Origin of the sequence: Solirubrobacter soli DSM 22325 (genome assembly GCF_000423665.1) — a bacterium.
In the GTDB taxonomy this organism is placed as follows: domain Bacteria; phylum Actinomycetota; class Thermoleophilia; order Solirubrobacterales; family Solirubrobacteraceae; genus Solirubrobacter; species Solirubrobacter soli.
On record NZ_AUIK01000026.1, the window covers coordinates 1 to 21,056 of the forward strand.

Here is a 21,056-nt window from a genome sequence, read left to right on the forward strand (position 1 = left end):
GTCATCGAGCCGCCGCGCGAGCTTCCCCCAATGGCTCTGAAGCTGCCGCGTCGTGGCGTGGAGCTCGCGGTACGCGCGATGCTCGGCCGCGTAGAGACCGTTCGGCGTGAGCTCGGACATGCCGGCCAGGCTACCCGGCGGCGCGGGGCGAGCGGCGGGGGGCCGCGGGGAGAGCGCCGCGGCGCGGCCCCGCGGAGCGGCGCGGGCGCGCGGAGCGGCGCGGGCGCGCGGAGCGGCGCGGCCCCGCGGAGCGGCGCGGGCGCGCGGAGCGGCGCGGCCCCGCCGAGCGGCGCGGCCCCGCCGAGCGGCGCGGGCGCGCGGAGCGGGGCGAGCGGCGTGGCGCGGCGCGGGCGCGCGGGGGGGCGCGGACCCGCGCGGGGCGCGCCGGCGCGGCGTCAGAGCGCCGCGGCGAGCGGCGTGCGCGCGAGCCGCTCGCCGAGGGTGGCCAGGCGCTCGACCGGCTCGGCGCTGAAGACGAAGCGCACGTAGCGGGCGGCGACTTCGGCGCCCCAGCCGGTCATGCCGGTCGCGGCGACGCCCGCCTCGAGCATCGCCGCCGAGGCCGTCGCCGGGTCGGCGCCGAGGGCGGCGACGTCGAGCAGCAGCGACCAGCCGCCCGCGGGGCGCACCAACGGCCAGCCGGGCAGCGCGGCGAGGATCGCGTCGCGGCGGCGCTCGAGCTCGGCCACCGCCTCACCCACGTGGCCCTGCGGCCCGCGCAGCACCGCCTCGGCGGCCCGCCGCGCCACGGAGACGTTGCCGGTGGTGTTGTACGTGTGGACCCAGCCGGCGTCGCCGACCACGGAGGCCGGCCCCGCGATCCAGCCCACGCGCCAGCCGATCATCCGGTACGCCTTCGACATCGAGCCCACCAGCACCGTGCGCTCGTCCATCCCGGGGACGTCGAGCGGGCCGGCCGGCGCGCGGCCGTCGAAGAGCAGCGCCTCCATTGCCGCGTCGTAGACCAGAAACAGGTCATGACGCTGACAAAGCGACGCGACAAAGGTCCAATCGTCGGCGTCGAGCACGCAGCCGGACGGCATCGACGGGCTCATCAGCAGCAGCGCGACGGTGCGATCGGTCACGGCCGCGGCCAACCCCACACGGTCGAGCCGCCACTCGCCGTCGACCACCGAGAGCGGCGCGAAGGTGGGCACGCCGCCGGCGAGCCGCACGCGGTTGACCAGGCCGGCATAGATCGGGTCGGTCATCAGGACCTCGTCGCCCGGGTCGACCGTCGCGAGGAGCACGTCGAGCACGCCCTCGGTCCCGCCGCACGTCACCACGATCTCAGACACCGGGTCATAGACGCGGCCGTGCCGCAGGGCGACGTGCGAGGAGATCGCGTCGCGCAGCCCGAGGTCGCCGGTGAACGGCAGCCACGAGTTCGAGACCGGGTCCTCCAACGCCGAACGCGTCACCGACACCGCTTCTGGCGGCAATCCCAAATCGGTGTCGAGGTTCTCCAACCGCAGGACGTCGGCGTCGAGGACCGCAGCCGCCACCCGGTCGATGCCGAAGCCGGCGATGCCCTCCATCCGTGCCGCGCGTTTCATCGCACACCCCTTCCGGGCGTCAGGATCAACAGGGTTCCGGCGGCCTCGCCGTCGTAGACGTGTGGGACCGCGCCGGAGTACGTCGCGTAGTCGCCCGGCCCGAGCGAGACGGGCGCGTCGAGCGGCCCGGCCAGAAGCCGCCCGCTCACCACGTGCAGCCGCTCCTCGACCCCGAACGGGTGCGGTTGCGCCTCGCGCCGCCCGTGGACGCGGATCGCGTAGAGCTCCCCCAGCCAGCCCGGCCGGTCGATCCGCTCGAGCAGTTCGGCCGAGAGCGCCTCGCCCGACACGTGCGCGCCGGCGCCCGCCCGCACCACCGACACCGGCGGCGCCGGAGCGACGAGCAACTCGGCGAGCGGGACGCCGAGCGCGTCCGCGAGCGCGTACAAGGTCTCGAGCGTCGGGTTCCCCTCGCCGCGCTCGAGCGCCGCGATCGTGTTCCGCGTCACGCCCGAGCGCCGCGACAGCTCGAGCACCGACATGTCTCCACGCAACGCAGCCAGCCGCATGACTGCGCATCATAAACAGCAGAAACTGCTACTTCAAAGAAGCAATGCGCCAGGAGTCGTTCACGCGCACCAGCTGCAGCGTGTCCCGCGACGGCTCCTCGCCCTCCGCGGAGGACTGGACGTCGGCGGTGGCGGCGTCGCCGTTGACGCGGATGGTCCCGATCGTCAGCTTCGGCGAGGACACGTCGCCGAGCCCCTGCTTGAGGGCGAGCTCGCACGGGAGCCCCGTGGACTCGACCTCTGAGACGAGCTTCGGCGCCAGCAGGTCGTCGCAGAGCCGCTGATAGTCCTTGGCCGCGGAGGCCTGCCCGAAGGCCTCGACGACGTCGTGCACGCGCTGGGTGTCGGACGGTCCGTCGCCGCAGCCGCTCAAGACGCCGGAAACGGCCAAAACAGCGACGATCGGGCGGCGCACGGGGCGGAGCATAGAATGGCTCGCCATGTCGACTGCAGGACCGATCCGTTCCTGGCTGCGTTGCTATCGCTGCTGGTCCCAGGACCTCGAGGTCCAGGTCCACTACGAGGGCATCCACCGCATCGATCCCGTGACCGGCAAGCGCGCCGATGTCGTGGACGAGCTGCAGGAGGCCGTCGTCCAGTGCCTGGACTGCATGCACGATCAGCCGCACCTGATCTTCCACAACGACCGCATCGAACCCGTCGAGGACCGGTGGGAGCGGATGGTCGTTGGAACGCCGTGGGTCGCGTCCTGCACGGTGACCGTCGACGCCGAGTCGGTCGAGACCTGCTCCGGCCCCGAGGCCGCGGACGCCCTGGCCTACGCCGCCTTCGGCGACCACGGCACGCGCGAGTTCTTCACCCACGTGCGCTTCCACAAGCACGAGGAGGAGCAGATCGTCGTCCATCTGCTGGTCGAGCTCTACGCGCGGTCCAGCGAGGAGGCCACGGGCGTGCTCGAGGAGGCCGCCCGCGGCGAGCTGACGATCACGTCGCTGGCCGAGGAGTCGCGCCCGCCCGCGTCGACCGGCGGCGACCACCCGCACTAACGGCTTCCCGAAACCCCCTATCGCACGGCACCCCGGTCCGTTAAGGTCGGCCGAGGATGAGCCGTGAGCATGAAGCGGCTGAGAGCGTCGCCGAGACCGCGGCGCCCGCAGCACAGGCCGCAGCCCCCGCCCTCGACGTTCCGCAGCGCCTGCTCGCGCTGCAGCGCAAGGTCGGCAATGCGCAGTTCGGCCGCATGGTCGCGCGCTGGGCACAGGCCGAAGGTCGCACGCTCGCCCGCGACGATCTGCCCTCCGCCGCCGAGATCAAGGAGGCCGAGGACTGGGCGGCGAAGGGCCCGTTCGCGGAGAAGGACCTCACGCCCGGGGTCGGCGGCGCCGGCCTCAACAACGCGCCCGGCGGCTTCGACGCCTCGTATGACCCGAGCAAGGACGAGCTGACGATCACGATGCGCTGCGCCGTGCAGTGGGTGGACGGCATCGACAAGGACGGCAAGGCCGCCAAGGGCCTCGAGAAACAGCTCGAGAAGATCAAGAAGCTGCCGACCGAGGCGCAGCGCCAGGAGCGGCTCGCGCTGTTCCGTTGGCCCGAGGCCAAGACCGCGATCGACAAGACGAACTTCATGAGCGGCGTCGAGACCACGATCGAGCCGTTCTGGAGCGGCAACCATCAGTTCTTCCTGCGCAAGAAGGGCTGGAGCTGGCTCGGCGCCAACGTCAAGGTCGACATCCAGATCAAGGACAAGGAGGACATGACCGACCAGCACTTGCTGATCAAGCCGGTCAAGGTCCCGCCGGACGTCAGCCTCGGCGCCAACGTCGAACCGGGGCAGGCGACCAACGCGCGCGACCAGGTCATGAACGTCACGAGCAACATCGGGGCCGAGGGCAGCTTCCTCAATCACAAGGTGACGTTCGCGGTCAACTCGTCGGCGATCGTCGGCGACCAGGCGACCAAGCTCGAGAACGTCGTCAAGACCTTCAAGGGCGCCGAGACGAGCCCCGGCGTCGCCGACGCGCGCAGCATCCAGACCCCGGTCGTGCTGACCGGCCGCGCCTCCGCGACCGGCGACCCGGCCCATAACCAGGAGCTCTCCGAGCAGCGTGCCGCCGCCGTCGAGGCCTTCATGAAGGCCAAGGGCTTCGTCAACGTCGAGAAGCGCGTGTCCGGCTCCGGCGTGGGCGACACCACCGCCACCGGCGGCGAGAACGAGAACGACCGGCGCGTCGACATCGTGATCGGCTCGGGCGGGAACCAGAACACGCTCCAGCACGAGTTCGGCCACGCGTTCGGCCTCGGCGACGAGTACGCGAACACGCCGCTCGTCAGCTCCGGGCTCGGCCGCGACACGGGCACGCCGCAGATGGGCGACGACGCCACCCACGACAACCTCGTCAAGAACATGGTCGACGCGGGCGGCCACCCGCTCGCGGGCGCGGTCTGCGAGCCCACGGACTCGATCATGTCGGTCGGCAACGTCGTCCGCCCGCAGCACTACGCGACCTTCCACGCCGCCTTGACCCAGATCACCAAGCAGAGCCCGTGGGCGCTCGGCCCGGCGACCGGCAAGAACGAGGCGCTCCCCGGCGCCGCCGCGCCCGGTACCGGCGCGGGCGAGCCGGCGGGCGAGACCCCGGTGCCCGCCAAAGAGGGCGATCCTGTCGTCGTGTGAGGCTCCTATGCGTCCTGCTCGCGTTCGTGGCGATGGCCTGCGGTGCTGAGGAGCGACCCGTGACCGAGACCAACGGCAAAGGCACCGACCTGCTGCTCTCCTACGAGGCGGGCAACCACCTGCACCACTACGGCGGCCGCGTCTACATGGACGGCCGCTACGAGCTGCGCGACGACGACGATCCCGAATGGACCGCGTACGACCCGTTCACGCAGGAGCAGGTCGCCGAGATCGAGAAGGCGATCGACGCCCTCGACGTCCCCGACCACATCACCGGCGACCGTCCGCCCGACGCCGCCACGGCGACGTTCGTGCTCAAGGGGCGCACCGTGAAGGTCGACGAGTGGCCGAAGGCCGCGCCGCAGCTCGCCGAGCTGCTCGACAAGATCGCCGAGCTGCGCAAGGTTCCCGCGTTGCCGAGCACCTGGCGGCTGTGGAGCAAGGGCGAGGTCGTGACGCTCGAGGCGCGCTGCGACATCGGCGAGGTGCAGGCGCTGAGCGCGCTGCGCGACGCGCTGTTCATGCCCGACGCGAGCGCCGCGCGCCCCGCCGCCGACGACCCGCCGGAGGGCACGCCGCTGGTCTCGGTGGACTTCGGCGAGGAGCTGCTCGAGATCTACGCCGACGGCCGCCGCGTCGACCGCGCGAACGGGCAGGAGACCGAGAAGCAGGTCGGCGCGGACCGCGTGAACGCGATCCGCGCCGCCTTGGCGCACACCGACTGGGCGAAGCTGCCTAGCCGGCTTTGCTGATCCGCACGGTCTCCACGTTTCCGAACGTGTCGATCGACCAGTAGCGGACCTTCGTCCCCCGACGAACCTTCAATGCGCGCTTGTACGACTTGGTCTTCGCGCGCCCGACCTTGACCATCGTCACCGCCACACCGGAGGCGTCGCTGGCCTTCAGCGTCAGCCGGCCTCGCCGGTACTTCGCCACGGTCCGCGGCGCCTTGCGGTCCGCCGCGCGGCCCGCGACGGGCGCGGTGGCCTTCGCCCCGTCGGCGGTGACCTCGACCGGGCCGTCGTAGACGCGCGCCTCGCCCCGCTTGCCCTCGCCGGTGATCGGCGTGACCTGCAGGCTGCCTTCACCTTCGCTGTGCACGACGACGGGCTGGTTGGTGATGAACGTCAGGCGGCCGGCGTCGTGCATGACCTCGATCAGGCCCGCACGCTCGGCCTCGTCGACCGTCATGCGCGCCGGAGCCTGCGCGGCGTGCGCCTTCACGCTCGCGGCGCCCGCGCTCGCGATCTTCGACAGCCACAGCGAACGCTCGTCCTCCTTGCCGGTCTTGACGAACTCGCTCGCGGCGATCGAGCACGGCTGGCGCTTGAGCGTGTCGCCGTCGACGACCGGGTCGGCGCCGGTGGCGACGAAGGGCGTGACCGCGTCCTGGAGCTTGGCGTCCTCCATCTCGCCCATGTGCGGGATCCCGCAGAAGTTGTACGTCGGGACGTCGTCGCCCAGCTGGTCGTCGCCGGCCTTGGCCGACTGGCGCTGGGAGAACAGCGGGACGGTGCCGTCCCCGTTGATCCACGAGTACTGCACGGCCTTGCTGTCCGAGTAGGCGCGGACGTGACCGAGCGTGCCGAGCCCCGAGCCGATGAACGTGCGCCAGTCGACCCCGTTCTTGCGACTGAAGCCGTCGATGTGCTGCTCGTGATTGCCCGCCACGTCAGCGGCGATCTTCGCGTTGCCCTTGAAGGCGCGGATCGCGTCGACGACCTCGGTCACGCTCTTGACGGGCTTGTCGTCGACCTCGAGCCAGTTGCGCAGCACGGGCGGCGCGCCGTCGAACCAGGCCTTCGGCGGGATCAGGTAATAGAGCCCCGTCAGGTTGTGCGTGAACGCGCCGAAGATCTCGGGCTTGGTGGTGCTGTCGATCGGGCCGCCCGCCGGGGACTCGTAGCCGTAGGCCAGCGCGAACCACGCCTTCGGCGCGCCCCACCACGGGGACCCGAAGTTCGCCACGCGCGTGATCTTGCGCGCCCGCTGCGGGTCGTCGATGTACCAGCGTGTCAGCAGCCCGCCGTAGGAGTGGGAGACGATCGCCACGCGCTGCACGCCGTGCCGCGCCCTGACCGCGTCGATGAAGCGATCCAGCACTGCGATCGACTGATCCGGGCCCTTGCGGAAGTCCCAGCCGAACTCGTAGGCGCGCCCGGGCGCGATCCGCTGCAGCCAGGCCCAGGACTTGCCGTGGATGTTCGCCCAGTCCTTGAAGCCCGCGATGTTCTGGATCACGTGGCCGTTCGGCCCGGCGGTCCGCGCGCACTCGCTCGTCCCGGCCGGCGACTTGCCGTCGTCGGCCAGCGACATCTGGATCCAGCGGTCGCTGTTGAAGAGCGCCTGCGGCCACATGTTCCCGGTCCCGAACTGGCTCGTGCAGTCGATCTGCGACGCGCCGAAGCCGGGCACGAGGATCACCGGCGTCTGCCCGCACAGTTCGGGCTGGGTCGCCTGCAGGCCGCACACCTCGGCGCTCGCCCCACCGCCGAAGATCATGTCCTCGGCAGCGCGCTCGACGGCGTGGGGCGCCTGGTTCCAGTCGACCCACTTGCCCGCGCCGTGCGAGTAGCGGATCTTCGCGTCCTGGTTGTCGGAGCTGTCGGTCAGCAGGCCGTCGTGCGACGGCCCGCCGGCGCGGTAGATCGTCTTGTGCTCGGCGTCCATCGCGACCGCGGAGTCGGCGGGCACCAGCGTGTCCGCCTCCGAGCCGATCGCGGACCAGTCGGTGCCGCCCGCGCCCTGGGGGTTGCGGGCCAGGCCCTTCACCGTGTCGCTGCCAGGCGCCAGCTCCGCGCAGACCGCCCGGCTGCCGCATGCCGCGGCCAGCGCCGCGGAGCCCCCGTTGGGCGACCCCAGCGCGACGACGTCCTCCACCATGAGCTTCGGCTGCTGCGCCAGCGCCGAGCGCACGACGAGCCCGCCGCCGCCGTAGGCGACGATGTCGACCGGCTGCTTCTGCGACGTGTACGCCTGGTTGATCCAGGCGGCGAGCTTGGCGCCGAGCTGCGCGATCGAGTCGCCCCGCGCCGCCCCGACGAGCTCGCTGCAGCCGTCGGAGCCCGCGTAGAGCCCAAGGCCGATCAGCTGCCCGGTGAAGCCCACCTTCTGGCCGCCGACCGTCGTCGTGTACTCGTTGAAGTGCATCGTCATGTCGTCGAACGGCGAGCAGCTCGGGTCCGCCTGCTCCGGGCCGGGGACGAACAGGACCGGCTTGTTGAAGTCGTCCGTGCGGTCCGCCTGAGCGACGGACGGGACGATGGCGAGTGCCGCCAGGACGGCGATGAGCAGGCGCATCACGAGCGGCCCCCCTTCTTGATCTTGATCGGCTTCGCCTTGCGCGGGGCCACGTTGGCCTTGCGCGTGGCCTTGACCTTCAGGCGCGACGCCTGGCCGACGGCGCCGTCGACCCGCAGCGCGCGGAGCGCGATGCGGACGGTGGTGTCACGGCCGACGCCGGCGACCTTGATGGTCTTTGAGGCGTTGGCGGGCGCGAAGGACAGCTTGCGCCCGTCGGACGTCGTGACCGACGCGGTGTAGCCGGTCGCGCCGGGCACGGCCTGGAAGCGGAACAGCACGTTGCTGCCCGAGCGGCGGCCGCGCAGGAGCCGCGGGCGGCCCGGGAGCCGGTCCTTCGGCGCCGTGTAGGTGGCGACGATCTTCTCGTCGCGCGGACGGCCGTCCTGCTCGATCACGGCGACGATCTGCCGCTGGCCGGCCGGGCCGTGGCCCGGGGTGAACTTCAGCTGGCCGCAGGCCATCTGGATGTCGGCCTCGATGCCGCCCGGCTGCGCCTTGCAGTGGCCGGGCTTGGCGACGCCGAGGACCTGCGTGGTGCGCTCGCCGCGCTCGACGAACGTGATCTTCTGGCCCGGGTTGACGCCGTAGGCGTAGCCGAGCGTGCGCTTGTACCCGGTGCCGCCGACGCCCGCGCCCATCGTGGGCTCCGGCTCGGCGTAGGCGCGGTCGACCTCGGTGATCGCGCTCGAGCCGGCGTGCGGCTCGATCTTCCACTCACCCGCGGCCGGGTTGGTGACCATGATCGAGGTCGTGTTGTCGTCCGGGTTGGTGGCGATCAGGTGCGAGCCCTTGACGAAGCCGCCGCCCTCGTAGTTGTCCATGACGATGCGACGGCCGTCGGGGCCGACCAGGTCGACCATCGGCGGCGCGTCCTTGCCGTGCATCCGCACGGTGAACGCGGGCATGTCCGCGGGGACCGGGATCAGGTAGGTCCCGCCGGCCTGCGACGGGCGCGCGAGGACCCACTTGCCGATCGAGCACGAGGCGAGCATCAGGTCCAGGTCCTTCTTGGACCACGTGTAGCCCGCGCCGCCCTTGACCTTGATCGGGACCATCTCGATGTGCATGCGCCAGGGCGCGTACCACTTCCAGTTGTCGTTCTTGACCAGCATCGGGACCCGCACGATCGAGACGCTGATGCAACCCGCGGCGCCGATCGTCGAGAACACCGCGTCGCCCTCGGCGCACGCGACGCTGTCGACGCAGACCTCGACGTGGCCCTGGACGTTGAAGGTCGAGGGCGACTTGGTCTGGATCCAGCCGTCGACGTTGCCGCTGATGTTCGCGGGCCCGAAGTCGATCCCGGCCTCGAAGCCGAAGTCGATCATGCCCGTGCCCCAGTACTGGAAGTACGCGGACGCGACCTGCTTGTCGAACAGCCGCAGGCGGCCGTCGGCGCGGATGAACCAGGGCTGGTCGCCGTAGGCGTCGGAGTAGTGCATGTCGCCGTCGAGGCGCACGAGCGAGACGCCGTTGACCGCCGGCCCGATCGAGATCCCCGCCCCGCCCTTGATCTGGAAGGGCGGCGGCTCGAGGCAGACGCCGAGGCGCACGCTCTGCAGGAAGACGCCGGGAGCGAGCGGCACCGCCGTGCCGAGATTGTCGACGTAGGCGCCGGCGTGGCTGAGGCGCCCGCCGCGCAGGCCGCCCCACAGGCCGAGCTCGGTCTTGGCCTCGGTCGGCAGGACGATCGCGATGGCGCCGTCCCAGCGGTCCTCCTGGTTGTCCGAGCGGCACTCGATGTATGGCTGCGGCTTGCCGCCGCCGATGCTCGGGGCCGTGCAGGGCGCGACGGCGCTGGAGCCGGCCGCGGCGAACGACAGGCAGACCGACTTGACGCCGAGCTTGCCGATGTAGGCGTTGGTGACGAGGATCTTGAGGCCGTCGAGATGGACGCCCTCGGAGTCGATGTTGATCGAGACGTCGCCGGTGACGCCGCCGGCGCCCGCGTTCGGGCCCGCCTTGAAGACCTCCGGCAGCGCGACGTGCAGCGCGAAGACCGTCTTGTACGCCCCGCCCTCGTTCTGCGGGCGGCGCAGGCGCAGGGCCGCGTAGCCCTCGACCTTCATGCCGAACAGCTTCTGGCCGGCACCCGAGAGGTCGATCTTCTTGAACTCCTTCTCGTCGCCGGCTCCGCCCTCGGGCAGCGCCCACTCGAAGCCGCCGTCGTAGAGCTTGATGCCGGCGATCTCGATCTTGATGTTCGTGATCGCCAGCGAGCCGCCCGGCTTGTCCGGCGTCGGGCCCGTGAGGACGAGCTTGGTGCCCTCGACGACCGGCAGCGTCAGGCCGTTGAGCTTGATCGGCTGCGTCGACTCCCAGACCGGCGCCGCGGACGTGCCCGTGTTGGCCAGGCACTTGCCGAGCGCCTCGACGACGCCGAAGCGCACCTCGGTGTCGCAGACCAGGACGGTGAACGTGCGCTTGGCGGGCGAGTCGTCGGTGTTGCCGGCTTGGTCGGTCGCGCGCATCTCGACCGTGTGCTTGCCGCCGTCGAGCTGCGGGAGCTTCCAGCTGGCGTCGCACGGGGCCCACGGAACCGTGTCGACCTTCTCCTTGGTGACGTTGTCCAGGCGGCACTCGAACGTCGCGCCCGGCTCGTTGGACGCGGCGGTGACCGTCGGGGTGCGGATCGTGACCTTCGAGCCCTCTTCGGGCCCTTCGGCGAAGGTCGTCTCCGGCTTGTCGGCGTCGAGCGTGAAGGCGCGCGTCGCGGGCGTCGAGTCGGTCTTGCCGTCCGGGCTCTTGGCGCGGACCTTGAGGGTGTAGGCGCCAGAGACCAGCTTCGGCGCGGTGAACGGCGTCGAGCAGCCCGTGTACGTCGGGACGCTCGATCCGGCGCCGTCGATCTGGCACTCGAAGGTCGCGCCGGAGGTCGCCGTGCTGAAGGTGAAGCTCGGCGTCGCGTCGTTGGTCAGGCCCTCGGGACCCGCGTCGATCGCGGTGTCGATCGCGCTCGTGTCGACCGTGAACGCGCGGCTCGGCGGGTTGGTCTCCACGTTGCCGGCCGGGTCGGTGGCGCGGACGGTGAAGACGTAGTCGCCGTCGGTGAGCTGCGCGGTCATCGGCGAGCTGCACGGCTTGAACGCCGCGGGCTGGCCGGCGGGCACGATCGAGCAGTCGAAGCGCGCGCCGGGCTCGCCGGTGAACGTGAACGTCGGGGTCGCGTCGGTCGTCGTGCCCGACGGCCCGCCGGTGACCGCGGTGCCGTCGGCGAGCGCGGTGCCCGTCCCGACGAGCATCAGGGCCGCGGCGGTCGTCGCGACCAGGCGGCGGATGCGTCCTTGCATCAGCGGGTCCCTCCAGAGAGGCTCGTGTTGGACGTGGCGGCCGGCCCGGTGCCGTTGTCGGCACGCAGCCCCACCACCCGGACGATCGCGCGGCCGTCGGCCGGCACGTCGTCGATGCGCACGGAACGGTCATCCGCGCCGCGCAGGAAGAACAGCTTGCGCCCGTCCGGCAGGACGACCCGCACGCCGTAGCGAGACGCGCCCTTGGCGGGCTTCCACGTGATCGTGAGGCCGCGCGAAGACGCGGCGGCCGCGGTCGCGGCGGCGCCCCGCGCCGCGCCGGCCGCGGACGCGCTGGCGCGCGTCTTGCCGCCCGCGCCCACGGCAACCTTCACCGCGCCGGGCTGGCCCGGCTTCGCCCTCGCGGGCGCCTTGAAGGTCGCGACCGTCATGCGCTTGCGCGGGAGGCCGTCCTGCAGGACCGTGGCGACGATCCTGCGGGTGCCGCCGGCGCCGTCGGCCGGGGTGAAGCGCAGCGTGCCGCGACCGCCCGTCCGGACCGTGCCGAGGGCGTGCGCGACGCCGCGGCCGCGCTCCTCGAAGGTCACCGTCTGGCCCTTGACGCGCGGGATGCGGTAGCGCAGCGAGTTGCCGCGCAGGGACGCGGTCACCTTGGCGGCCGGCCGCATGCTCGCGGCCTTGACCTCGGCGATCTGCGAGCCGGAAGCCGGCTCGACCGTCCAGCGGCCGCCCCGCGGCGTCGCCAGCACGACGTACGTGGTCTTCTCGCCGCGGTTGGCGAAGGCCACCGCGCGGCGGGTCGACACCATGCCGTCGACGTCGGCGGGCGTGCGAACGGTCACGCCGCCCGGCCCGCGCAGGGTCACGACCGGCGCGCGGCCGATGCCCCGCACCGCGACGAGCACGCCGCGCTGCCCGCCGGGCAGCGTCACGCGCCGCGCACCCGGCGAGGCCGCGCTCGCACCCGCCCGCACGGCGCGCCAGGTGCCGACGTCGCACGTCCCGGCCATGAACTTCAGCGCGCCGCCCCAGGCATAGCCCGCGCCGACGCCGCCGACGTTCTTGTCGCCCACCTTGAGCTCGCCGCACAGCGCGATGCCGGTCGACGAGACGACGCCCGTGATCTTCGGGCAGAGGTCCTTCGGGATGTTCACCGGGATCGCGTCGCCGACCGTGAACTTGCCGTTGAAGCAGCCGGTGGCGTCGATGTCGGCGTTGAACCTGCCGCCTTCGATCCAGCCCTTGACGCCGGCGTCGATCGCCAGCGACGCGTCGAGCGTGCCGATCGGCACCGAGCCCTTCAGGCCGAGCGAGAAGTTCACCCGCGCGCCGAAGTCGATCGCGCCCGAGGACGCGTATTGCACGAAGACGTCCTTGAACGTGTAGTCGCGGTCGGCCTTGAAGACCGCCGACGGCGCCTCGGCGCGCAGCGACCACGGGTCGCCGCCCTTGAACAGCAGGCCGCCGTCCGGGACCGTCAGCTTGCCGTCGGCCGCGGTCAGCGCGATCCGGCCCTCGACCGTGACGGGCGGGCCCGCGCAGACCGAGATGGCGATCTTCTGCACGCGGATGCCGGCGCCGATCGAGAGGCCCGGCGAGCCGCCCTGCAACGTCCCCTTCGCGTAGTTGAACTCGCCGTCGGCGAAGCCCAGGCCGACGCTCTCGACCGTCAGCTTGTCCGGGGTCGGCAGGACGACCTTCTCGGCGCCGCCCTCCCAGCGCAGGCCGGGCGACTCCGCGTTGCAGGTGCCCTTGGCCTCGCCGCTCTTCTCACCCACGAAGTTGACGAAGAAGTTGTGCACCTCGACCTTGCCGATCCACACCAGCGGCGCCTTGATCTGGATGCCGCTCAGATGCACGCCCTTCTCGTTGTCGGACTCGATCTGCACCGCGCCGCTCAACCCGTTGCCCTCGGCGTCGGTGAAGACCTTCGGCAGGTTCACGTTGCCGCTCAGCAGCGCCTTGCCGCCCTTGATCAGCTCGAGCTTGGCCTCGCCCGCGAGCTGGAAGCCCTGGACGTTGGCGTTGTCGTCGCCCTCGAGATCCAGCGCGGACTCGGAGTCCTTGGACTGCACGTCCGTCCGCGTGTGCGACTTCATGTCGAACTTCGCGAGCGTGACGCGATCGCCGTCCGGCACCGCGTACCCGAGGTCGCCCTTGTAGAGCGTCATCGAGCCGAGCTTCAGGTGCACGTCGCCGAGCGCGATCTTCTTGTTCTTCGTGTCGAAGACCAGCTTGTGGCCGCCGATCGCGTTGAACGTGATCCCGTTGACCTTGACCGACCCGTCGGCCTCCAGGTTGCCGTCGGCGTTGCGGGTGAAGCACTCCGCGACGGCCTCGAGCACGCCGATCGTCACCTTGGTCTCGCAGTTGGAGACCTCGACGTCGGCGCCCGCGGGCGTCGGGTCGACGTTGCCCGCCTCGTCCGTCGCGCGCGCCAGCACCGTGTGCGCGCCCGGCGCGAACGCGGGCGGATTGAAGGCCGCGTCGCACTTGGCCCACGCGCCGTCGTCGACCTTGCACTCGAAGGTCGAGCCGGCGCGGTCCGCCGAGACGCCGTAGTGCAGCTCGCGGTCGCGGACCGAGCCGCGCGGCCCGTCCAGGACCGTCTCCGGCGGCGAAGCGGCGATCTTCACCAGCTTCGTCGCCACGCCCGCGTTGCCCGCCTCGTCGGTGGCGATCACGCGGATCGAGCGCTGGCCGTTGGTCAGCACCGGCGTCGTCCACGGCGTCGTGCAGGGCACCGCCGCATCGCTGTCGATCGCGCACGAGAACTCGACGCCGCCCTCCGGCGAGCCGAAGCTCACCGTGGCGCGGATGTCGTCGACGGTCTGGTCGTCGGCGCCGTCGATCGAGACCTCCGGCACCGTCGTGTCGACGCGGAACGAGCGGATGTCGTTGGCCGCGCGGTCCGTGGTGCGGACGACGAACAGGTGGCCGCCGTCCGCCAGCACGGCCGTCTTGTAGGAGTCCGTGCACGGCGTCCACGGGCCGTTGTCGAGCCGGCACTCCGTGGCGTCGGAGGCGGTGAACTCGAAGGTCGGCGCGTCCATGCGCGTGGCGCCCTCCGGGCCGGAGGTGATGTGGACCTCGGCCGCCGCCGCCGAAGCGGCGGGGACGAGGACGAACAGGCTCGCGAGCAACGCGAGGATGCGGGTCATCGACGGGCCTCCTGTGCCCTCAGGGTCAGCGTCAACCGCTTCGACGGTGCCGAGCGGGTGTTGAGCAGCACGGTCAGTTCCTTGCCGCGCTTGGTCTTGGACGAGATGCGCACGCGCACGGTGCCGCGGCGCTTGATCGTGAACGTCGCGCGGTCGTGCGCGCCGATCTTCACGGAGCCCTTGCAGGCCGTCGCCGGGCAGACGAGCGGCAGCTTCACGAAGCCGCCCTTGACGGCCACCGTCCGGCCCGCGTTGAGCAGGCGCACCGTCCGCGGGTCCGGCGTGAGCACCACGTCCGAGCCGCGGGTCACGGAGCCCGTGCCGAGGTCGATCGTCGTGAACACCGCCATCCGGCCGACCCGCTCGACGGTGTTGCGCACCGTCTTGCTCAGCGGCAACCGCACCCCCACGGTCTGGCCGGGCTGGGCCGAGAACGCGATCCGCGCGAGCGTGACCGCGTTGGCGGGGACCGAGCCGCGGGCCTGGGCCGCGGAGGCGCGCGGCGACGCGGAGGCCCGCGCGGCCGACGCCGAGGCCGTCGCCGGCGCGCTCGCCAGACCGACCGTGCCCTCACAGGCTGGGCCGTCGGCCGGGCAGGACACGTTCAGCGCGGCCGCGCCGTCGGCGCCGAGCGCCACCGTCGAGCCCGAGCCGCCGGCCGCGGCCGCGGAGCCCGTCCGGTTCGCCCCGAGCACCTTGCCCGTGATGCCGTCGATCACGGTCACCGGCGGCGTGGTGTCGATCGTGAACGTCGCCGTGGCGGGCGTCGCGTCCTCGTTGCCGGCGGCGTCGACCGCCTTCACCGAGAACGTCCACTCACCGTCGGCGAGCGCGCTCGGCCGGTACGGGTTCTCGCACGCGAACCAGGCGCCCGCGCGGCCCGCGCCGTCCAGGCGGCACTGGAACTTCGCCCCGGCCTCGGAGGCCGAGAAGAAGAAGTTCGGCCGCGGGTCGGAGATCGTGCCGTGCGGAGCGCTCGAGAGTGTCGTCGCCGGCGCCGCGGTGTCGACGAGGAACGAGCGCTTCGCGGGCGTCTCGTCCGCGCCGACGCCGTCGACCGCGCGCGCCTCGAGCACGTACGGGCCGTCGGCCAGCGGGCCGGGCCTGTGCGGGTTGCCCTCGCACGGCGCCCACGCGTCGTCGCCGAAGCGGCACTCGTAGTGGACGTCCTCCTTGGACGCCTCGAGTCCGAACGCCGGGTTGCGGTCCGTCGTGGCGCCGGACGGGCCGCTCGTGATCGCCGTGTTCGGCTTGGCCGAGCCGTCCGAGCGCGCGACGACGGTCGCGCCCGCGGTCGGGAGATCGGCGATGCCGACAGCGGCGAGGTTCGCGTACTCGCCGCCGCTCGGCGTCGCGAGCGTCGTCGTCGTGCGCTGCCCCGAGCGGTGCTGGACGCCGAAGCGCAGCTCCCCGCCCGCGTGCCCGCCGATCTTCAGCGCGCTCCACGTCGCGACCGTCCCCGCGACCGTCGGCTCGGCCGTGGTCAGGCCGGTGGTCGTGCCGGGCGTGACGTCCCACGCTCCCGTGCTGTCGACCGCGAGCCCCGTGATCGCCCGCTCGCCCGCGTTCGGATTGCGCAGCGTGACGGTGTAGGCGTTGTCGTCGAGGGGCTGGACCTGGTCCTTGTCGGCCTTGAGGGCGAGCGTGACCGGGATCGAGCCGTCCGGGCCGAACGCGGCGACCGACGCCAGGTTGGCGTGGCCCTTGGCCGCGACCTCGACGGGCCAGCCGATCGCGGCCGCCGGGTCCGGCTGGGAGCCGCAGGCGCAGCTGTCAGCCGGCGCCGCGCCCGCCTTGATGCGACCGTAGACGGAGTCCGCCGCGCCCGCGTCGCGCTTCGCGCCCGCGGTCAGCGGCAGCCAGGCCGCGAGCAGTCGCCCGCTCTGGCCCGCACCGTCGCAGCCGGCCATCTGCGTGGCGGCATCGTGGATCGAGCGGCGGCCCGCGCCGTCGCCGATCTCGCAGCGAGCCCCGCGGTAGACCGTCGCCGTCATGGCCGTCGCGCCGTCGTTGATGACGTCGACGTCGGTGCGGTACCAGTCCTTCCCCGCCTTGTACTGATCGGTCTGGCGGACCTTCAGCCCGGTCTCGCCCACCGCGACGACGGTGACGAGCTTGGTCACGTCGCCCTCGGTCGTCAGGTCCTGGGAGACGGGCGTGTAGGTCTCGATGCCGTCGAGCAGCTCCGGCGGCCCGTAGGTCTTGCCGTCGACGGCCACGAACGTGCCGCAGTTGCCGCCGCCGTCGGCCAGCACCGGGCCGTCGCGGACGACGCTGCAGCGCAGGTGCTTGTCGACGCCGAGGAAGTCCAGCGGTCGCTGGCCGGTCGTGAGGATGCCCTTGATCGCGACGACCTGGAACGTGTGCACGACCTCGTTGCCGCCGTCGTCCTCGATCGTCAGCGTGACGTCGTAGGTCCCCTCGTCCGGGTAGACGTGCGAGGCCTTCTCGGTGTCGGCGGTGGCGTCGCCGTCGCCGAACTTCCACGTGAAGTAGTCGATGGTGCCGTCGCTGTCGGCCGAGTCGGAGCCGTCGAACTCGAGCTTGAGCGAGCCGGTGATGCGCACGTCGGCCTTGGCGACCGGCGGCGCGTCGTACCAGGTGAAGACGTCGTCCTGGTTGGAGCTGTTGTCGATGAAGCCGTCGATCAGGTTGTCGGCGGCCGTGACCACCGCGACCCGGCGGCCGTCGTCGGAGGCGACGACCTCATCGATGTAGTCGTTGGCCTCGGCCACGACGTTGGTGAACTTGTTGCGCTTGAGGTCCAGGCGCTGGACGTCCTCGCCGATGTGGCACTTGTCGCAGCCCTCGGTGGGCATGTAGACCGTGACCCAGCGGCCGTTGTCGGCGAGCGAGCGCACGCGCGGCGAGAACCGCAGGCCGTGGTTCGGGCCCTCGAAGCCGTGCGCCGCGAGCCTGACCGGCGCGTCCGGGGTGCGGATGTAGAGGTCGCCGCCGTCGTCCCACGCGAAGTTGTCGTTGTGGTCGACGAAGTCCGCGATCACGCGGTGCGAGCGGCTGAACCAGATCACGGTACGGCCGTCGCGGGAGAAGTCAGCGTCTTGGATCTCGCCGCCGGTGCCGCTCTTGGGGTTGTCGAACGCGGTCGTGACCAGCGTGGCCGGGCCGTCGGTCGTCATGTCGCGCAGGTAGAGCTGCGTGAGCTCCTCGCCCTGGGCGGTGCCGGCATAGCCCTCGACGATCTCCGGAGCCTCCGAGCCGAAGAGCACGATCGCGCCGTCGGCGCTCAGGCGCGCCCCGCGCGGCGACCAGCGGCCGCCCTCCTGGGGCTTGTCCCACTTGCGGTCGACGAGCTTGGTCGTGCCGGTCTGCAGATCGCGCCAGAAGAGATGGATCTGGCCGTCGTCCTCCATCCGCTTGGACAGCAGGTTCTGTGCACGCGACTGGAAGACGACACGACGGCCGTCGGTGGAGATGAGCGGGTTGTTCGAGTAGCGGTCGGCGGGGAACTTGCCGGTGCTCTCGACCGAGACGAGCGTCAGCGCGGCGGTCGCGAGGTCGTACGTGAAGATGTCGCTCGCGGCGTTGGTGTCGTCGGGGACGAGCCCGGCCGCGGCCGCGGCGAAGACCACCGTCTTGCCGTCGCGCGAGAACGCGTAGCCGGACGGGTCGGCGTCCCCCGACGAGAGACCGTCGGGGCGGTGGGTGACGAGCTTGGTCACGCCCTCCTGCATGTCGCGCAGGTAGAGCTGCGTGCCGGCCGGGAAGTTCTGGCGCTCGGTCAGGTTCGTCGCGTCGGAGGAGAACAGGACGTAGCGGCCGTCCGGGCTGATCGCGCGGGTGGCGGAGTCGAGCGTCGCGCCGTCGTTGGCGCCGCGCGGGCGGCCGTTGTCGCCGTCGCGCGGGAGGCCGACGCTGACGAGCTCCGTCTTACCGGTCACCACGTCGCGGCGGTACACGTCGCTGTCGCCCTGGTTGGCGTTGATGAAGTCCTTGACCAGGTCGGTCGCGCCCGAGCGGAACACGACGTAGCGGCCGTCGGAGCTCATCGACACGCTGTCGGCGTGCGCGTTGGCGCTCCCGCTGCCGTTGACCGTCCGCGTCGCGAGGGACAGCTTCTTGTTGGCCGCGGCGACGATGTAGCTCACCTCGCGGCTCCTCGTGTTCCCGGCTGCGTCCTTCGCGGTCACCTTGAACTCGAACTCGCCGGTGGTGCTCGTGTCCAGCGGTTGGCCGGCGGCGACGGTGCCGTCGCAGGCGACGATGCCGGACGGGCCCTCGTCCTCGCACGAGTAGTCGGCGAACACGACCTGGTCCTGGCGGAAGACCTGCTGCTCCTTCGGGGTGACGACCGTGATCGTCGGCGGCAACGGATCGCGCTCGGCAGCGCTGCGCTCCATCCACGCGTAGACGTCCGTCGCCTCGCCGTTGCCATCGATGAAGCCATCGATGAGGTTCCTCGCGGTCGAGGTGTAGGTGACGACCTTGCCGTCGGCGGCGATCGTGCCGCCGGTCGCGGCCTTGTCGGCGGTGTCGTCGCCCAGCGCGGTCAGCGCCTCGGCCTCGCCCGTGGCGGTCTCGATCCGGTATAGCGAGGGCGCGTCGTCGTGGTGCTTGTGCGGCCACGTGAGGTCGGTCGCGGTGCTCGAGACGAGCACGTACGCGCCGTCGTCGGTGGCGTCCACCAGCGTCGACGGGCCGTTGGCGGGCTGGTCGGGCCGCACGCCGTTGCTGATCCGGGTCGTCGTGCCGTCCGTGGCGCGGGCGTAGACCTGGCCGTCCTCGGCGGTCGAGTAGAGGACCTTGCCGCTTGCGGCCTTGCTCCCGGTGGTCTTCTTGTCGGTGACGCGGGTGGCGTTCGCGTAGAGCGCGTCGCCGTCGGTGTAGAGCACGGTCTGGCCGTCGGCGCTGATGCCCGTGAGCTGCGGCGTGCCCGTGCCGGCGTCGACGAGCGTCGTCGTGCCGGTCGTGATGTCGCGCTTGAAGATGCTGGGGGCGTCGCCGTTGGCGTCGGTGAAGCCCTCGACGAGGTCGGTCGCGGTCGACTCGAACGCGACGTAGCGGCCGTCCTCGCTCATGAACGCCCGGCCGGCGGCGCCGTTGCCCGGCGTGGTCTCCGAGCCCGCCTTGGCGGTGACGAGGTGCGTGGCGCCGCCGGCGATGTCGAACGCGAACAGGTCGGCGTCCTGGTCGGACTCGCCCTGCTGGTCGACCAGGTTCGTGCCGGTCGAGCTGAACAGCACGCGGTTGCCGGCGGCGTTGATCGCGACCGGGCGGTTGTCGCCGTTGGCGGGCACCGTGGTCGAGCCGGCACGCCGCGAGATCAGCGCCGCGGACCGGCCGCCGATGACCTGCGCGTACACCGCGTTCCGGGCCGCTCCGGTGAGCCGCGTCAGGTTCGTCGCCGTGGAGCGGAACACCACGTGGGTGCCGTTGGCGTTGATCAGCGGCAGGTCCGACACGCCGTTGGCGGTGACCGAAGCCGACTCTGACGTGCTGCTCAGGATCGTCTTGCCGGCCGCGAGGTCGCGGACGAAGACATCGCCCGCCTCGTTCTCATCGGTCGTACCGGCGACGAGGTTGGTCGCGTCGGAGGTAAAGACCGCGTAGCGGCCGGCCGCGCTGATCTGCGCGGAATCGCTGGCGGCGCTCGCGCTCTCGCGCGAAGACCCGGGGAGCGCCGACATCAGCTTGTTGACGCCCGTCGCAGGGCGCGCGCCCCAGTCGACCGTGCCGGTCGAGCAGCCGATCGAGCGCGGGTTGGCGGCGCCGTCGGTGTTGACGAGCATGAGGTCGCCTGTGCAGGCGGGGTCGCCCGGCTTGGTGACCGTGAAAGCGATCTTGTTGCCCGCGGGCGAGTAGGCCGGGCGGCCGCTGACCTCGCGACCCGGCTCGACCTGGTTGGACCAGAGGATGTCCGGCGCGCCGCCCGAGAGCGGGCGGACCGCGAGCCGCGGGAAGCCGAAGCCGCCGCCGGGGGCGAGCGGGGTGTCGACGTACGTGACGTCGGCGCTGTCGGGCGAGAACGCCGGCAGCTCCTGGCGGCCGCCGCTCGTGGTCAGCGGCGTGATCGCGTCCGTCTCGAGGTTCTTGATGTAGATCCGGCGGTCGCCTGAGGCGTCGAGCGCCGAGAACGCGAACAGCCGCCCGTCGGGCGAGTACGCGGGGTCGCGCGGAGCGGTGTACCCGGCGGGCAGCGCGATCCGCGCCCGGGTCCCGCCGGCGGCCGGGACCGTGAACAGCCCCTCGGGGGCGACGAACGCGATCGTCTTGCCGTCGGCGCTGAACGCCGGGCGCGTGCCGGCGTCCGCAACAGTCTTCGGCGAGCCGCCGTCGCTGATGACCTTGATGCCCTGATCGGCGAACGCCAGCCGGCGCCCGTCCGGGGAATACGCGGGCTCGGACGGCGCCGCGCCCGTGTAGGCATCCTTGCCGCGCGTCCCGTCGCCCTCGACGGTCTTGATCGTGGTCTGGCTCGGGGCGAAGGCGATCCGGCCTTCGAGCCCTCGCGCGGCGTTGGCCGCGGAAGTGGATAGCGCCGCGCAGAGCAGCGCGGCGAGCGCTATGGCCATGGCGGCCGCGCGCTCGATGCGTCGTCCTTGATTCATCGAGGCGGCAGATTGCTGAGCCGCCCTTGACCCAACCTTGACGCGGGCTTTAGGAACGTTGCCCGGACC

General features: G+C 71.9%; 10 protein-coding genes. 3 read left to right on the top strand and 7 right to left on the bottom strand.

What is annotated here, in order from left to right; all coding sequences use genetic code 11:
• Nucleotides 1-395: 395 nt before the first annotated feature.
• Genes G569_RS0120710 through G569_RS0120720 form a run of 3 tightly spaced genes read right to left on the bottom strand, consistent with a single transcriptional unit; the run spans nucleotide 396 to nucleotide 2,480 of the window.
• The gene (locus G569_RS0120710; protein ID WP_211233037.1) at nucleotides 396-1,556 is read right to left on the bottom strand and encodes a pyridoxal phosphate-dependent aminotransferase; all 1,161 of its coding nucleotides are present in this window, start codon (nucleotides 1,554-1,556) and stop codon (nucleotides 396-398) included.
• The gene (locus G569_RS50160) at nucleotides 1,553-2,065 is read right to left on the bottom strand and encodes a helix-turn-helix domain-containing protein (protein WP_037497977.1); all 513 of its coding nucleotides are present in this window, start codon (nucleotides 2,063-2,065) and stop codon (nucleotides 1,553-1,555) included. Before G569_RS50160 ends, G569_RS0120710 begins: the two co-directional genes overlap by 4 nt.
• 28 nt (nucleotides 2,066-2,093) lie before the next feature.
• Nucleotides 2,094-2,480: a nuclear transport factor 2 family protein gene (locus G569_RS0120720; protein WP_169542208.1), complete on the bottom strand. Its 387-nt coding sequence runs from the start codon at nucleotides 2,478-2,480 to the stop codon at nucleotides 2,094-2,096.
• A gap of 25 nt (nucleotides 2,481-2,505) precedes the next feature.
• Here G569_RS0120720 and G569_RS0120725 point away from each other — a divergent pair, with 25 nt between their 5' ends.
• The 3 genes from G569_RS0120725 to G569_RS0120735 are packed head-to-tail and all read left to right on the top strand — an operon-like array spanning nucleotide 2,506 to nucleotide 5,455.
• Nucleotides 2,506-3,072 (top strand): hypothetical protein, encoded by a 567-nt coding sequence (locus G569_RS0120725; RefSeq protein WP_028064841.1) that lies wholly within the window; start codon nucleotides 2,506-2,508, stop codon nucleotides 3,070-3,072.
• Nucleotides 3,073-3,128: 56 nt separating this feature from the next.
• Nucleotides 3,129-4,703 (top strand): OmpA family protein, encoded by a 1,575-nt coding sequence (locus tag G569_RS0120730; RefSeq protein WP_028064842.1) that lies wholly within the window; start codon nucleotides 3,129-3,131, stop codon nucleotides 4,701-4,703.
• Nucleotides 4,700-5,455 (top strand): hypothetical protein, encoded by a 756-nt coding sequence (locus G569_RS0120735; protein ID WP_157592188.1) that lies wholly within the window; start codon nucleotides 4,700-4,702, stop codon nucleotides 5,453-5,455. Before G569_RS0120730 ends, G569_RS0120735 begins: the two co-directional genes overlap by 4 nt.
• On the opposite strand, the gene G569_RS0120740 is transcribed toward G569_RS0120735, so the two are convergent.
• The 4 genes from G569_RS0120740 to G569_RS0120755 are packed head-to-tail and all read right to left on the bottom strand — an operon-like array spanning nucleotide 5,439 to nucleotide 20,951.
• A complete protein-coding gene (locus G569_RS0120740) occupies nucleotides 5,439-8,003 on the bottom strand; it encodes a lipase/acyltransferase domain-containing protein (protein WP_028064844.1) in 2,565 nt (854 codons plus the stop codon). The two genes, G569_RS0120735 and G569_RS0120740, sit on opposite strands and share 17 nt — an antisense overlap.
• On the bottom strand, nucleotides 8,003-11,296 hold the full coding sequence (locus tag G569_RS0120745) for an Ig-like domain-containing protein (protein WP_028064845.1): 3,294 nt from the start codon (nucleotides 11,294-11,296) through the stop codon (nucleotides 8,003-8,005). The genes G569_RS0120740 and G569_RS0120745 overlap by 1 nt, the downstream gene beginning before the upstream one ends.
• Nucleotides 11,296-14,418 (bottom strand): hypothetical protein, encoded by a 3,123-nt coding sequence (locus G569_RS0120750; protein WP_028064846.1) that lies wholly within the window; start codon nucleotides 14,416-14,418, stop codon nucleotides 11,296-11,298. Before G569_RS0120750 ends, G569_RS0120745 begins: the two co-directional genes overlap by 1 nt.
• Nucleotides 14,415-20,951 (bottom strand): PKD domain-containing protein, encoded by a 6,537-nt coding sequence (locus G569_RS0120755; protein WP_028064847.1) that lies wholly within the window; start codon nucleotides 20,949-20,951, stop codon nucleotides 14,415-14,417. Before G569_RS0120755 ends, G569_RS0120750 begins: the two co-directional genes overlap by 4 nt.
• Nucleotides 20,952-21,056 lie beyond the last annotated feature (105 nt).